This is a genomic window from Siminovitchia fortis (assembly GCF_003605365.2).
GTDB lineage: Bacteria > Bacillota > Bacilli > Bacillales > Bacillaceae_C > Siminovitchia > Siminovitchia fortis.
Window position 1 is genome coordinate 97,791 of sequence record NZ_QYTU02000006.1, and the last position, 14,668, is coordinate 112,458.

Annotated in this window: 14 protein-coding genes; 13 read left to right on the top strand and 1 reads right to left on the bottom strand. The window is 44.1% G+C overall.

Annotated features, from left to right (window positions below; genetic code table 11):
• Nucleotides 1-14: 14 nt before the first annotated feature.
• Genes D4N35_RS04910 through D4N35_RS04925 form a run of 4 tightly spaced genes read left to right on the top strand, consistent with a single transcriptional unit; the run spans nucleotide 15 to nucleotide 4,037 of the window.
• On the top strand, nucleotides 15-656 hold the full coding sequence (locus D4N35_RS04910) for a DUF4129 domain-containing protein (protein WP_120070878.1): 642 nt from the start codon (nucleotides 15-17) through the stop codon (nucleotides 654-656).
• Between the two features lie 12 nt (nucleotides 657-668).
• The gene (locus D4N35_RS04915) at nucleotides 669-1,799 is read left to right on the top strand and encodes a DUF4350 domain-containing protein (protein WP_120070881.1); all 1,131 of its coding nucleotides are present in this window, start codon (nucleotides 669-671) and stop codon (nucleotides 1,797-1,799) included.
• Nucleotides 1,796-2,725, top strand: coding sequence for an AAA family ATPase (locus D4N35_RS04920; protein ID WP_120070884.1), 930 nt, complete (start codon nucleotides 1,796-1,798; stop codon nucleotides 2,723-2,725). The genes D4N35_RS04915 and D4N35_RS04920 overlap by 4 nt, the downstream gene beginning before the upstream one ends.
• 7 nt (nucleotides 2,726-2,732) lie before the next feature.
• Entirely contained in the window at nucleotides 2,733-4,037 is a 1,305-nt protein-coding gene (locus D4N35_RS04925) for a DUF58 domain-containing protein (RefSeq protein ID WP_120070887.1), read from the top strand.
• A gap of 234 nt (nucleotides 4,038-4,271) precedes the next feature.
• On the opposite strand, the gene D4N35_RS04930 is transcribed toward D4N35_RS04925, so the two are convergent.
• Nucleotides 4,272-5,234 (bottom strand): stage II sporulation protein M, encoded by a 963-nt coding sequence (locus D4N35_RS04930; protein WP_120070893.1) that lies wholly within the window; start codon nucleotides 5,232-5,234, stop codon nucleotides 4,272-4,274.
• Nucleotides 5,235-5,334: 100 nt separating this feature from the next.
• Between D4N35_RS04930 and D4N35_RS04935 the strand changes: the two genes are divergently transcribed.
• From D4N35_RS04935 to D4N35_RS04970, 9 genes are all read left to right on the top strand, one after another.
• Nucleotides 5,335-6,141, top strand: coding sequence for an RDD family protein (locus D4N35_RS04935; protein ID WP_120070896.1), 807 nt, complete (start codon nucleotides 5,335-5,337; stop codon nucleotides 6,139-6,141).
• 277 nt (nucleotides 6,142-6,418) lie between these two features.
• On the top strand, nucleotides 6,419-6,703 hold the full coding sequence (locus D4N35_RS04940) for a hypothetical protein (RefSeq protein ID WP_120070902.1): 285 nt from the start codon (nucleotides 6,419-6,421) through the stop codon (nucleotides 6,701-6,703).
• Nucleotides 6,704-7,148: 445 nt separating this feature from the next.
• Complete coding sequence (locus tag D4N35_RS04945; RefSeq protein WP_120070906.1) at nucleotides 7,149-8,228, top strand: isocitrate/isopropylmalate dehydrogenase family protein; 1,080 nt, start codon at nucleotides 7,149-7,151, stop codon at nucleotides 8,226-8,228.
• Between the two features lie 347 nt (nucleotides 8,229-8,575).
• Nucleotides 8,576-9,634 carry an AbrB family transcriptional regulator gene (locus tag D4N35_RS04950; protein ID WP_120070909.1) on the top strand — a complete coding sequence of 353 codons (1,059 nt, stop codon included), beginning with the start codon at nucleotides 8,576-8,578 and terminating at the stop codon, nucleotides 9,632-9,634.
• A gap of 124 nt (nucleotides 9,635-9,758) precedes the next feature.
• Complete coding sequence (locus D4N35_RS04955) at nucleotides 9,759-10,913, top strand: cache domain-containing protein (RefSeq protein WP_235870291.1); 1,155 nt, start codon at nucleotides 9,759-9,761, stop codon at nucleotides 10,911-10,913.
• Complete coding sequence (locus D4N35_RS18360; protein ID WP_235870292.1) at nucleotides 10,910-11,371, top strand: sensor histidine kinase; 462 nt, start codon at nucleotides 10,910-10,912, stop codon at nucleotides 11,369-11,371. Before D4N35_RS04955 ends, D4N35_RS18360 begins: the two co-directional genes overlap by 4 nt.
• A gap of 11 nt (nucleotides 11,372-11,382) precedes the next feature.
• The gene (locus tag D4N35_RS04960) at nucleotides 11,383-12,102 is read left to right on the top strand and encodes a response regulator (RefSeq protein WP_120070912.1); all 720 of its coding nucleotides are present in this window, start codon (nucleotides 11,383-11,385) and stop codon (nucleotides 12,100-12,102) included.
• A 141-nt stretch (nucleotides 12,103-12,243) separates the two neighbouring features.
• Nucleotides 12,244-13,569, top strand: a complete 1,326-nt coding sequence (locus D4N35_RS04965) for a CitMHS family transporter (RefSeq protein WP_120070915.1) — start codon at nucleotides 12,244-12,246, stop codon at nucleotides 13,567-13,569.
• A 215-nt stretch (nucleotides 13,570-13,784) separates the two neighbouring features.
• A complete protein-coding gene (locus D4N35_RS04970; RefSeq protein WP_120070918.1) occupies nucleotides 13,785-14,501 on the top strand; it encodes a 3-ketoacyl-ACP reductase in 717 nt (238 codons plus the stop codon).
• The last annotated feature ends 167 nt before the right edge of the window (nucleotides 14,502-14,668 follow it).

A 14,668-nucleotide genomic window follows, 5' to 3' on the forward strand; every position in this document is an offset into this window, starting at 1 on the left:
TCAGGTGATGGTTCATGCTGGATGCCGATCAGGCCAGGGAAAGGCTTCGGGAAATATTAAACAGAGCTGAATATAAAGTGTATGAGGACCAGCCGAAAGGTTTCCTGCAGAGTTGGTGGGATGACGCCAAGGAATGGATGGCAAGGCAGCTTGAAAAACTGTTTCCTTCCTATGAAGCGACAAGCGCGGCTGCAGGTCCGGTTCTGGCGGTGATCATTGTTTTGATCGTCATCGTGCTGGGCGCAGCCGCCTATTTTGTCGTCCGCAATACGCGGCGGTCCAGACAATACCGCGACAAGTCGCCTCTTCAATCCATGAGAGAACTGGACTGGACATCCGATATGCATTTGTCGGAGGCGCTGAAGCAGGAGCAGCAGCACGATTATTCTAAGGCTGCGCGCCATTTATTTTTGGCGCTCCTTCTTTATTTTCATGAAAAAAAATGGCTGGAAGCAAGGATATGGAAAACGAACTGGGAGTATTATGATGAGTTAAAAAAGATCAACCAAAATTGGGCCGATCAATTTTATCATTTGGCGCGTGTATTTGACGAAGTGACTTACGGCGAAAGGAAACTGGAAAAAGAAGAGTACGATAAGTTTCGAAAAGAAGCGATGGAGCGGCTGGAGGAGCCGGAGAAAACGATGGAAGGATAGGAGGGCACAAGTTTGCAGAGATCTGGAAAAAGAACATGGATTTTGCTCAGCATTCTACTTTTATGTTTTTTGGCCGGCGGATATTTTTTGCAGTCAAAGCAGCCCGCCGCCTATCCCGCCTATGTTTCCGACTCTCCTTCCCCTACCGGTACAAAGGCCATTTATACATATTTAAAAGAAGAATCGGAATCTGTTCAAAGGTGGAAAAAACCGCCGCAAACGTTGGATGCTGAAGACGGCGGGCAGGTGCTCGTCATGGTAGAACCGCTGAATATGCCAAAAAGTGAAGAAATGAAGGCTTATGAAAAGTTTATGGAAGCAGGCAACACCATTTTGTTATTCCAAAGGAACCCGCAGGGGATGTTTGATCTGGTGACGGACCCGGTCGAGGCCGGAGCGGAAGAAGGAATACTTTATGATCAAAAAGATAGCAGGAATAAAGCGGAAATTTCTTACTTGAACCGCATGCAAACGGAGCAGGGTGATGACATCCTTTTGTACGATGATGCAGGAACGATTGCGCTTGAACGCCCTTATGGCGATGGGCGGCTGATCGTTTCCATTTTTCCGGAATGGATGACAAACGGGCAGATTTTGAAAAAGGATCATGTTTCCCTTCTTACTTCACTGCTGAATGAAACAGAAGGCCGGCAATTTTTATTTGATGAGTATGTGCACAAGCCACAAGGCGGGGAAAAAGCATTAAATGTTTATCCGATGTGGTTTTTACTCTTCATGTTCCAAGGGGGAATCCTCGCGATTCTTTGGCTGTGGTATCAGGGGAAACGGTTTGGCCCGATATTCAGTCCGAGGGAGGCAACTGTCCGTTTCAGCGACGAAGGGATCCGTGCATTGGCCGCCTGGTATATGAGAAGCCGGCGCTACCATGATTCAATCGCCATTCAGGCTGATTATTTAAAATTGGTCCTGCAGGAGAAATGGCACATTCCTTACCGTGAGGAGTGGAGGAGCCTGGCCCCTCTTTTGGAGCGCAAAAGCCAAGGGCGGATGGGAAAAAAAGAGATTGATTCTTTTCTATCCGGTTTAACGGATGTTTTAAACAAAGAAAGATTGAGCAAACAGGAATATTTATTATGGTCGAAAAAAATTGACCGGCTGAGGAAAGTGGTGGAAGAGAGATGAGTACAAAAGTATTGGCGTTGTTGGAAAAATACGAAGAGCGGATCCTTGGACAAAGCACGAATCTCCGACTCTTGCTGTCTGCGATTCTGGCAGGGGGGCATGTACTGCTGGAAGGGGTGCCGGGTACAGGTAAAACGGCGACGGTCCGGACGCTCGCAAATCTTTTGGGCGGACAGTTCAATCGTATTCAGTTTACCCCTGACCTGCTGCCAAGCGATATAACAGGAAGTGTCATTTACAACGTGAAAGAAGGTTCTTTCGAAACACTGAAGGGGCCGATTTTTACAAATATCCTGTTGGCGGACGAAATTAACCGGACTCCTGCTAAAACGCAGGCGGCCCTTTTGGAAGCGATGGAAGAAAGACAGGTGACAATCCAAGGGACAACCTACCCGCTTGCCGATGTGTTCTTTGTTGTGGCGACGCAGAACCCGATTGAATTTGAAGGGACTTACCCGTTGCCGGAAGCCCAGCAGGACCGCTTTTTATTTAAGCTTATGATTGATTTTCCGACATTTGAAGAAGAAAAAGATGTATTGAAAAATGTGATCGAAAACAATTTTAAATCAACAGCTGTTGAACCGGTTCTGGACATCGAGGAGTTTTTAAAAGCCAGGCAAGAGATTGAGCAAGTCACGGTGAACGACAGTGTGCTGGAATATATCATGCAGATCGTTAGAAGGACAAGGGAGACGGAAGCGATCCGTTTCGGGGCCAGTACAAGGGCCGCGATTTCCATCGGGAAAGCCGCCCAGGCTTGGGCGTATTTGGATGGCCGCGATTATGTAACGCCGGACGATGTGAAAATGGTCGCGAAACCATCGCTCAGACATAGAATTCAATTAGCCCCGCACGTGGAATTGGAGGGAGGATTCGTTGACCAAGTCATTGAAGAACTTGTGGGCTCGGTTCCTGTTCCGAGATAGGGGGATATTGCCGACAAAGCGGCTGCTGTTCGTTTTCCTTGGCATCTCTGCTCTTTTCGTCCTGCTCGGCGTATGGGCGGATGTATCATGGACATACATCATCGTGATGAATGTGATCGTTTTTTTGGCAAGCTTTCTGGACCTGTTTTTTTCACCCGGAAAAAAAGAACTGGATTTCAAACGGATCATGCCGGAGGAAATGGAACGGGGCCTTCCGTATATAGTGAGGATAGAAGTGGAAAACCGTTCCGGCCGCCCATTTTCATATGCGATTGTTGACGATTTGCCGCAGACTTTTGCCCGGCCTTTCCCTGTAACAGGAACGGGACGTAAAGAGGCGGTGGCGGCAGCGTTATATGAAACGAGTGCGCCGGTCAGGGGAGACTATGAAGTCACGCGGCTTTATTTCCGCTATAAAAGCACGCTGGGCCTGTGGGAAAAACAGAAAACAGAGGAGCTTCCCCAAACTTTGAAAGTCATCCCGGACATGACCGAAACGAAGCAGTACTTGCAGGATGCGCAAAGATATTTATTGCATGAAGGCATGAAAATCCGTAAATACCAGAGCGGGTCAGGGGAGTTTGCACAGATCAGGAAATATGCCGCCGGAGATGACCCGCGCATGATCAACTGGAGGCAGACGGCGAAGCTTCAGGAAGTCATGACGAACGAATATGAGCCCGAGCACGGAAAATATATTACGATTTTAATAGATTGCGGAAGAATGATGGGAGCGGAGCTGAAAAAAGGCAACCGTTTGGAGCGTGCGCTTGAAGCCGCCATGACCGTCACTGCTGCCGCATTGCGGAAAGGGGACTACGTATCCGTCCTCGCTTTTTCCAAAGATGTGAAAGTCTTTGTTCCACCGGCCAAAGGGATGGAACACATGCAGACCATCCTGAAATCCATCTATGATTTGCAGGTCGATCCGGTGGAGCCGAATTATGGGGCCGTCTTTTCCTTTTTGGAGACGATGCAGAAAAAGCGTAGTCTGCTATTGTTGTTTAGTGACATACGCACGTTTTTGTATGAGGAAAACACACTCACTTATTTGATGCGGATCAGGCAGCGGCATTTATTTTTAATGATCGGCGTCGAAGATGAAGTCATCAAGAAACGGATAAATGAAAACCCGGACCAAGTGGAGCATGCCATGATCAAAAGCATCGCCCAGCAGCAGATGCTTTTTAAAAAGAGGGAAAAAGCCAAATGGGAAAATCAGGGCCTGCTCATGATCGAAGCGGATGAGGAAAAGCTGGCGGTTGCCGCCGTCTCCTACTATATTGACATGATGAATCGGAATTTGTTGTAGCTTTGGATGTCTATGATCTGATCGGACTTTTGTGAAATATGGTCCGATTTTAATGCAATATAATCCTGCGTTAATAGGATATGATCTTGCATTTATAGCAAATGATCCTGCGCTCATTGGATATGATCCAAATAGAGCAGGATATGATCTGGTTGCCCGGAAATATGATCAATTTCCGGGCGGGTATGATCCGCTTTGGATGGAATATGATCCGAATGAGAACTTATATGATCCTCAAAGTTCGCGCAGGAAAAGTCTTTTTCCAATAATAAAATAGCAGATCAAGCCAAGGACGGTTGCGAAAGCGACAATATATTTGGCCTCAAGCGGGATGGGAGCAGGGGTGATGAACCCTTCAATGATTCCCGCAATTACGAACAGCGGCACCGTACCAAGCAAAAGCTGCACGGACCTTTTCGCGTTCACTTTCAATTGGTATCCCCTGGAAAAATGTCCCGGGACGAAAAGTTTGTATCCCATCAGAAGCCCGGCGCCGCCTGCGATAAAGATGGCGGTAAGCTCAATCATTCCGTGAGGTAAGATGTAAGCCCAAAATTCATAGCTTTTCCCGTGGGTCCAGAACAAGGCGGCAAGGGCCCCGATAACGATGCCGTTATAAATAAGGACATAGACGGTCAACAATCCGAAGGTGACCCCTCCGGCAAAAGCCAGGATGGCGACTTGGATATTGTTGGTCATGATACTGGCTGACATCACCGAAGAATCCCAATGCCCGCCGTCCGAGCTTCCAAGCGAATCAGGGTCAACCCCATAAGCCATTTCAGGCGGTAGAATGGCATACATATTTTGGGGATCCTGAAGCACGGATATGTAACTGCCGGCAGCTCCAATTGTAAAAAGCACAAGGGCTGCAACGACGAACTTCCACTGTTCCCAAAGCAAACGGATAAATGTGGCAGTGAAAAAGTGGCGCACCTGGTTCATGCTCGACATTTGATCCTTGTATAATACATTATGGGATTTGGAAACAAGGCCGTTTAAATAGAAGGTGACCTCTTCCTTTGGAAAATAAGTTTGGGAATACGAAAGGTTTTGGGCGGCTTTCTGATACAGCCGGTAAAACTGATCTATGTTTGCGCCTGTTACATTTTTTTTGCGTTTATGCATCGCAGCAACAAGCTGCTCCAGCTGTTTCCAGTCATCCCGGTGTTTTTTTATAAACTGCTTTACATTCATGTGACTTGTCACCTCTAGTAAAAGATCGGCATCTATACTCTACTATTATAGTAACACTCTTGGGCAATAGAAACATCAACTTGGGAAAGGAGGAAAAAATATGGAAAAAGAACAGGTCGGGATCAAAACGCCGGAATTCGTTTCCATCCAGTTTCAACTGGCCGGTTTGGGAAGCAGGGCAGCGGCCTATTTGCTTGACCAGTTCATTTTGACAGTAGCCAATATACTTGTCATTATCGTCCTTTTGATTCTGTTGACCGGCGGGGCATCAATTTCGGGGTTGAATGATGAAATTACCTCCATTATTTTCGGGATAGCGATTATCGGGCTGTTCATCCTTAATTGGGGATATTTTGTTTTCATGGAATTTTACTTTGGCGGAAAAACGATCGGAAAAAGGGCATTGGGCATTCGGGTAATCCAGGATAACGGGCACAGCCTGACACTGTTATCGAGCTTCATCCGGAATTTTATGCGCATTGTGGACTCCCTCCCTGCAAGTTATTTAACGGGATTGCTGATGATCTTTTTCCATCCTCAGCATAAAAGGGTCGGGGACTTGGTCGCCGGAACGATTGTCGTTCACGAAAGGAAAGCGAAGCGACCGGGAAAACTTACGCCCGTTGAAAAGGAAATTCAAAGAAGAGGACTGTCAAAGCACGACATTCTCATTGAATCATTTACGCTTCGCGCACTGACTGCCCAGGACTGGAATCTGGTCCGAACGTACAGCGACCGCCTGCTGCAGCTGCCACTCGAGGAGCGCCATGATTTAACGAAGCAAGTGGCGGAAATTCTCTTTCCAAAGCTTGGATGGGAAACGACCGGAAAAAATACGCGCGAGCTTGAGGATGCACTTCTGATTTTATACCTGAATTTAAAAGACGAATGGGAATTCGAACTGTAAGGGCCGGCAGAAATGCCGGCCCAAAAGCGTCTGCGCGGGCGTTGGCACACTGAGCCGTTGCCCGCGACCGCCGAAAAAAAGCTCGCGCGGGCATTGGGTTGCAGAGCCGTTGCCCGCGACCGCCGAAAAAAAGCATGTGCGGGCATTGGGTTGCTGAGCCGTTGCCCGCGTCCACCGAAAAAAAGCTCGCGCGGGCATTGGGAAGCTGAGCCGTTGCCCGCATCCGCCGAAAAAAAGCGTGCGCGGGCATTGAGGTGCTGAGGTAGATCTGCTTTGCATGATATCCATTTTGCAACATATGTTTTATAAGAGAAAAGGCGATAAAGCCCGGAAAACCGGTGAAAAAGTACATCTTGGGGCAAGAGACCCTTCTTTATTTAGAGTCCAAGAAAAAATTTTTAAAAAAATATTTACAACTCTGCTTTCCGGGTATATACTAAAAACACTAAAAAAAAGGAGTGACAAATTTATGAACAAAACAACAAAAGCTGGACTTATATTCACGGTTGTGCATACTGTCTTTTTCCTGAATTTAGCTTTAGATTTATCATTCCTTTCTTAGTTTCACTTCTATGTAAAGCGCTTTCAAATAATTTCTTCAATCGAACACTTCTATACTTACCAATCGAGCTCTCTTTCCAAGAGAGAGCTTTTTTGTGCGGCAAGCCTCATGATCCCTCCTTGCAACGATCTTTCCCTTTTTCGGGTAATTTACACTACAACTTTCCGACAGGAAAAAACAGCCAAAGAATCAGCAGCCATGCGGGTTCAAGGCTGTTTTTTATTTGTTTTAACTGCAAAAGCCGTACCCTTTTGCAAAATAAACAAATACTCTTACCATTGCCAATTTGAAAAGGTGGTTTTTCCAAATGATAGGTGAACCGCTGGTATCTTTCAGTATCCTTTTTCTATATTTATTTCTTTAATTCCTTTACATTAGATATAGAAGTTTACTGTTGCTTTACGGAACTTAGCATCTACTTTATTCAAGAGAGGAAGTTATTGAAATGACTATTTATCGTCTGGGAGTACTTGCTGGAGATGGCATTGGACCGGAAATTGTAAGAGCTGCAGTAGAGGTTTTCAAAACAGCTGCCCGCAAAACGGGCGTTGACATTGACTGGGTTAACCTTCCAATGGGGTGGGAAGGAATCAAACATCACAATGACCCCCTTCCGGAGATTACCACAGAAACGTTAAAAAATACGCATGGATGGATTCTCGGCCCTCATGACTCCGCCGCCTATCCTCCTGAGCATAAGAATAAGCTGAACCCTAGCGGTGCCCTTCGCCGCAAACTTGATTTGTACGCCAATATCCGTCCGGCTAAAACTATGCCTGGAATTAAGAGTGTCGTAGAAGAAGCAGATCTAGTGATCTACCGGGAAAATACAGAAGGTTTTTACGCAGACCGCAATATGTACAACGGACATGGAGAATGGCAGATTACCGAAGATGTAGTCTTGACATCCGGCGTTTTTACCCGAAAAGCAGTGGAACGTATTGCCCATGCCGCGTTTAAAATGGCCATGCAGCGCAGTAAAAAAGTAACCATTGTCCATAAAGCCAATGTTCTCCGCTTGAGTACGGGCTTATTTTTAAAAGTTTGCCGGGAAGTAGCGGAGCAGTACCCTGAAGTTACAGTAGACGATTACCATATTGACGCAATGGCAGCCCACCTGGTACGCCGTGCCAAAGACTTTGATGTGATTGTGACGGAAAATATGTATGGGGATATTCTTTCTGACCTTGCAGGTGAACTTGCAGGGAGCCTGGGGCTGGCCCCATCCATCAACTCAAATGATCACCTTGCGATGGCGCAGGCAGCGCACGGTTCCGCACCGGATATTGCCGGTTTAAATATTGGCAATCCGACTGGTATGATCCTTTCCACTGTGATGCTGATGGACTGGCTGGCAGAACGCCATAACGATCCAAAGCTGAAGGAAACCGGCCGGCTCGTAGAGCAGGGCCTGTATCAGTCGTTTGAAGACGGCGTCAAAACAAAAGACCTTGGAGGCAACGCATCAACATCCGATTTTGCAGAAGCGATCTCAGAGCGGATTAGTCAGTCTGTTTTGCGTTAAAATCAGGCCGCTTTTCGGCGCACCCGATTTTCTTATTACAGCAACTAAACATTTGAAGGATTTAACTTAAATACCTAAAAGATAGCGCTCTCACTTATCGCCATTATTTTTCTTAATGGCAGGCTATTCAAATTTTCTATTTAATCAATTACAGATTATATTGTAAGCTTAATATAGATTCATGCGGGCTTTTCTGACCTACTTATATCGGGGCCTGTGACGGAGAAGGAAAATAATGCAGTTGTGGTTGCGACAATCAAAGCGCAAGCCCGACAGGGGATGAATGAGATTGAAAGCAGTCCATCAGTCTATAACTGTACCTCTATGATGAACAGAAAGGATTTTTTATGGTCGTACAAAAAGGGATTTATCTATTATTGGCAATATTTGCAGGCTTCATTTTTGATACGCTCAATATCCCTGCTGGATGGCTTATCGGGTCATTAACCACAGGGATTGTTTTTGGGATATTTCTTACACGCTTTCAATTTGACAGGAACCTTTTTAAACTGGTCCTGGCTTTTGCCGGCGCAAATATTAGCCTGTTATTAAATTTGGATACCTTAAAGCAGATGCACTATTTGTTTATACCTTTGTTTGCCACCATTATTATTTTGATTGCTGCAGGATATTTACTCGGTATCCTGTTGTATAAAATAACAAGCATCGATAGGTTTACCGCATTTTTTTGCTGTATTCCGGGCGGAGCTTCTGAAATTATTGGGATTAGTGGCCAATACCGGGCAGATGATCGATTGGTTGCTGCGTTCCATACAATCAGGATCACTTTTTTTACTATATCCATCCCCTTAATTATAGGTTATATTCAGCCTGTTTCGGTTGATCCTGCAACTGTCCAATCGACAATCCTTCTCCAACCATCACAAATATTGTTTTTTATTACGGTTATCCTGATCACAGTTTATCTTGATGCCAGATTTAAAGTGCCCGGGGGAACATTGCTATTCTCCATATTAACGGGCTTCCTGCTGACTGTATTTGTTGTCGAAATTGATCCGGTTCCAAGGAATGTTTCAGGGATTGGCCAGGCATTGATAGGTGCTTTTGTCGGTATCCGCTTTGATAGAGAGGTACTCAGAAGGGTCTGGAAACTTGGCCCGGCCACGTTATTGATCATTTTGCTGCTATTTTGTTTGACCTTAATGACAGCGTTCATTTTTAAATTAACTACGAAACTTCCCTATACAACCAGCTTAATCAGTACTACACCAGCCGGTGCAGCTGAAATGACGGTTACAGCCGTAGCACTTGAAATTAATCCTACAATTGTAGCAACTTTACATATTATCAGGGTCATTACCTTGTTCTTGCTGTTGCCTTTTTTATTAAAGCTTTTTAAAAACATTGACAAAGATGCCAGTGAAAAAATGATCAAAGATAACTGAAAATAGGATTGATCAAATATTCACAATTCTATTCCCGGCTTCCACCACCGATTTCCCCGGCTTCATCCTGCTTTAAAGGAAGTGTTATAATAAACTTTTAAAATATTTTTAGGGGATTTGTCATATGTATCGGGAACGCAGAATTCCAAAGGTGAAGTATAGCTTGAAAATAAAAATGATCCTATTAATTAGTTTGTTGATCATTGGAATTTGCATTATTTTTTTGATATTTCTTCATAAATTTATTGTCAATATGATAGAGGACCAAATAGGGGAACGAGCCATTGGTTTAGCACATAGTGTAGCCAATATCCCCAAAATTCAAGAAGCACTGCAATCGGAAGAGCCTTCATCAGCGATTCAAGAAATCGTTTCACCAATACAAAAGGAATCGGGTGCTGAGTTCATCGTTGTCGGGGATACAGAAGGAATTAGATACTCGCATCCCGATGCCGGAAAACTTGGGAAAAAAATGGTGGGCGGGGATAATGATAGAGCATTGCTTCACGGGGAATCGTATGTATCGAAAAAAAACGGATCACTTGGCCTGTCTATTCGCGGGAAGGTGCCCATCTATTCAGATGGAAAAATTATTGGAATCGTATCGGTTGGCTTTCTTAACGACAGTGTCCAAGAAATGATCAAAAATCAAAGCCGGACATTGTGGACTACCCTTGGTATTATTATGCTTTTAGGTATTTTAGGAGCAAGTTTGATCTCCCATTATATTAAAAGCTTGCTGCATCATATGGAGCCGGAGGAAATCTCCCATTTATATTTACAAAACGAAGCAATTTTACAGTCGACACATGAAGGAATCATCGCTGTGGACAGCCAAGGGATGATTACAGCCATGAATGTGGCGGCAAAAGACATTCTTTTTTCCAAAAAGAAGCAGAAAGAAATCAATTATCTGGGGACATCCATCAAAGAGATTGCCCCCTCATTATATAAAAGTGCTTTATTTAAACAAAAGGATCATTACTATGACAGGGAAATGGTTCTTGGGAAAAATATCGCCCTTGTCAATCAAACTCCGATATACAGTGAAGATGTTTTTACCGGCGTTGTTTATACTTTCCGTAAAAAAACGGAATTGGAAAAAATGACAGCGGAGTTAGTGCGAATCAGGCAATATGCCAATACGCAGCGCGCCCTGACGCATGAATACTTTAATAAACTTCATATTATTCTGGGATTGATACAGAACAATAGAAAGAAAGACGCAATTGATTTTATAAAGAAAGCAATATTCAACAGGATAGATTGGACTTTTTGACAGAAAAGGTTTCTGATCCGTTAATTCATGCATTATTGCAAGGGAAATTTAATCAGGCAAATGAATTGGGTATTACGATGACGATTCATCCAGATAGTCAGTTGGAATACGAATTTTCCGAGAAAAAGCAGGATGCCATATTAACCGCACTGGGGAATGTAATTGAAAATGCATTTGATGCGGTAAAAACTAAAGTTGAAAGTGAGCGTAAGGTTTCCATCTTTTTTACTGATCTAGGGGACGATTGCATTTTTGAAATTGACGACGCCGGCATTGGTGTGCCGCAAGAAAATATGTCCCGGATTTTTCAGCAAGGATTTTCAACCAAGAGGGGTTTCAATCGGGGAACAGGCTTGGCTCTCACTAAATTCGTGCTGAATGAAGCCGGCGGTGACATTGTTTTGGAAGAAGGCGAACTTGGAGGGGCCTGTTTCGTCATCATTATACCAAAAGATTAGAGGAGAGAAGGATGAAGAAAACATATTCGGTACTCATTATCGAGGATGATTTTAGAGTGGCGGAAATTAACCGTCAATATGTTGAAAAAGTAGCAGGGTTTGATGTTCAAAAGGTTGTAAAAAGCGGGAACGAGGCACTGCAATATCTTGAAAACTGCCAAAAGATGCCCGATCTGCTATTGCTGGATCTATATATTCCGGATGTCGAGGGTCTGGAGCTTTTTTGGCAAATCCGCCATAAATATCATGAGGTTGATATCGTAATCGTAAGTGCTGAAAAAGATACATCCGCCATACAAGAAACATTGCGCGGCGGAATTTTTGATTTTATCGTGAAGCCTGTGGACGATGAACGATTCGCACAAACTTTATCCAGGTACAAAAAATATAGAAATTATATGCAATCTAAAAAAGAGCTGGAACAGGCGGATATTGACTATCTGACGGGTTTTCGCCGTTTATTGGATTCACATAGTCCAGATCAGGAGCTTCCAAAAGGCATTGATTCGATTACTTTAGACAAAATTAATCAATTATTAAACGATAAGATGGCTGCTGGAGTAACAGCTGTACAATTGAGCAAATTATTAGGAATAAGCCGTTCGACAGCACGCCGTTACTTGGAATATTTAGTTTCGATAAAAAAGGTAAAAACAAAGCTCAACTACGGAACTGTCGGGAGGCCAGAACGTCAATATATTTGTTATGAAACTTATGAACAAAATTACTAAAAATGATAATTATTTGTTTTATGAGTAGAACATTTACCCTTTCCTTATTCCGTGATAATTTTTTACTAACAAAAAAATAGCACCAAATGAAAACGTATCCAGATAAAGAAAATTAGTGAGTTACGGAAAGGGGAATATCAATTGAGTCTTAGTTTAATTGGTCTTATGACGATTTTAGTCATTGTCACTTTACTAATCAGTGGAAGAGTCACCCCAATTGTTGCTATGGTTATACCACCTATTCTCGGTGCGTTGGCTGCGGGGTATAGTATGGGGAAAATTGGCGGCTTTTTTGAAAGTGGTGTCGGGTCTGTTATTAATGTTGCCATAATGTTTATCTTTGCGATTATTTTCTTTGGAATTTTGCAAGATGTAGGTCTCTTTGACCCGCTCATTAATAAAATGGTCGTTTTTTCACGCGGAAATGTAGTTACAGTGAGTGTGGGAACCGTTTTAATTGCAGCGATTGCACAGTTGGATGGATCGGGTGCTTCTACCTTTTTAATAACAATTCCGGCACTTTTGCCATTGTATAAACGATTGAAAATGAATCCATATTTGCTTCTTCTGCTAGTTGGAGGGAGCGCAAGCATTATGAATATGCTTCCTTGGGCAGGTCCATTAGGAAGAACGGCTTCTGTATTGAAGATGGATGTAACAGAATTATGGAGACCCCTGATTCCAATACAAATGATTGGATTAATATTGATGATTGTCTTAGCGGTTTTTCTAGGAATAAGAGAAAAGAGAAGAATTATTGCGAACTATGGAGCATTGGAAATGGCAGCAGCACTGGATGCTTCGGCAGAAGATGATCACGAGGCTTCCCAATCTGCAAGAGACCAGTCTTTAAATCGCCCTAAATTAATTTGGGTAAACGCACTTTTAGCATTAGCCGTTATTGGTGTCCTTGTTGCAGGGATTATCCCGGCAGGTTTGGCTTTCATGATTGGTGTAAGCATCGCATTGCCCCTTAACTTTAGAAAGGTCAATGATCAGATGGAGAGATTGCGTGCCCATGCACCCAATGCACTTACTATGGCCTCCATCATTTTGGCTGCAGGATTGTTCTTGGGAATATTGAATGGAACAGGGATGTTAGATGCAATTGCAAAAGATGTTGTAAAGGTACTGCCTGAAACCGTTACCCCTTATTTGCATATAATTATTGGGATTTTAGGTGTCCCGTTTGATTTATTATTAAGTACAGATGCCTATTACTTCGCATTGTTTCCTGTTGTTGACCAAATTGCTGCAAGTTTTGGCGTATCCTCTTTATCTACAGCGTATGCAATGATTATTGGAAACATCGTTGGTACCTTTGTCAGCCCATTGGCGCCGGCAGTTTGGCTGGCACTCGGATTGGCAGGATTGGAAATGGGCAAACACCTGCGCTATTCCCTATTCTGGATGTGGGGACTAAGCATCATCTTAGTCATAATCGCTCTCATTATTGGATTAATTTGAAGCAGGGGACAGTTTTCCTTGCCTTTTCAGGAGACTTCATGCTGCCTGAGGAAAAAACGAGAATTCCTCCTTCCTATGGGAGGGATTTTTTTGTATGTGAATTACTTGACCAGAAAACTTTTCAATAGTATTCTGGCGGTGGCCGGCAGGAGAAAGATGACTGGCTGGCCCAAGCAGATTTTTTAACAGAAGTAAAAAAGGAGACTATATAGCATATGCAAAATTTAAAAGGGAAAAATGCCCTGATTACCGGAGCGGGAAGAGGAATCGGCCGGGCAACCGCGATTGCTTTTGCCCGTGAGGGAATCAATGTGGGGCTTGTGGGAAAAACGTTTGATCATCTGGAGAAGGTGGCCAAAGAACTTGAGGAATTCGACGTAAACGTGGCAGTTGCGGTTGCAGATGTATCGGATCAAGCTTCTGTGACAGCGGCAGTCGATCATGTCAAATCCGATCTTGGTTCGATCGATATTCTGATCAACAATGCGGGAATTGCCAAATTCGGAAAGTTCCTCGAGCTCACTCCCGAAGAATTCAAGCGGATCATCGATGTCAACGTAATGGGCATGTATTATGTGACAAGGGCGGTTTTACCGGAGATGATGGAAAGGAAATCCGGGGATATTATCAATATCTCTTCAACCGCCGGCCAGAAAGGCGGGCCGGTCATGAGTGCCTACAGCACTTCGAAATTTGCCGTCCTGGGATTGACGGAATCCATCATGCAAGAGGCAAGAAAATATAACATTCGCGTGTCCGCCTTGACACCAAGCACGGTTGCCACTGATTTGGCATTCGCCCAAAACCTGACAGACGGCAACCCTGAAAAAGTGATGCAGCCGGAAGACCTCGCCGAACTTATGGTCTCTCAGTTAAAATTGAATCCGCGCGTCTTTCTTAAGGAAGCAGGTCTGTGGTCGACGAATCCATAAGGTTAAAGCCCTCCGGTGTAGATGGAGGGCTTTAACTTTTTAGGAGGCGGGTGCTTGTGCGCGGATTTTTTAAGAAAATAGTACTTTAGACAGCAACGGTTAAAAGCGGCGTTGTCCAGTGCATGCGTAGGCGGTTGAATGTCGAACGCGGTCAACGGCACAGCGAG

Excerpts from the sequence above, each read along its gene's own strand:
- D4N35_RS04930 (WP_120070893.1), bottom strand. The coding sequence starts at position 5,234 with ATGAATGTAAAGCAGTTTATAAAAAAACACCGGGATGACTGGAAACAG.
- D4N35_RS04950 (WP_120070909.1), top strand. The coding sequence starts at position 8,576 with ATGGTCGTACAAAAAGGGATTTATCTATTATTGGCAATATTTGCAGGC.
- D4N35_RS04960 (WP_120070912.1), top strand. The coding sequence starts at position 11,383 with ATGAAGAAAACATATTCGGTACTCATTATCGAGGATGATTTTAGAGTG.
- D4N35_RS04955 (WP_235870291.1), top strand. The coding sequence starts at position 9,759 with ATGTATCGGGAACGCAGAATTCCAAAGGTGAAGTATAGCTTGAAAATA.
- D4N35_RS04970 (WP_120070918.1), top strand. The coding sequence starts at position 13,785 with ATGCAAAATTTAAAAGGGAAAAATGCCCTGATTACCGGAGCGGGAAGA.
- D4N35_RS04910 (WP_120070878.1), top strand. The coding sequence starts at position 15 with ATGCTGGATGCCGATCAGGCCAGGGAAAGGCTTCGGGAAATATTAAAC.
- D4N35_RS04940 (WP_120070902.1), top strand. The coding sequence starts at position 6,419 with ATGATATCCATTTTGCAACATATGTTTTATAAGAGAAAAGGCGATAAA.
- D4N35_RS04945 (WP_120070906.1), top strand. The coding sequence starts at position 7,149 with ATGACTATTTATCGTCTGGGAGTACTTGCTGGAGATGGCATTGGACCG.
- D4N35_RS04935 (WP_120070896.1), top strand. The coding sequence starts at position 5,335 with ATGGAAAAAGAACAGGTCGGGATCAAAACGCCGGAATTCGTTTCCATC.
- D4N35_RS04920 (WP_120070884.1), top strand. The coding sequence starts at position 1,796 with ATGAGTACAAAAGTATTGGCGTTGTTGGAAAAATACGAAGAGCGGATC.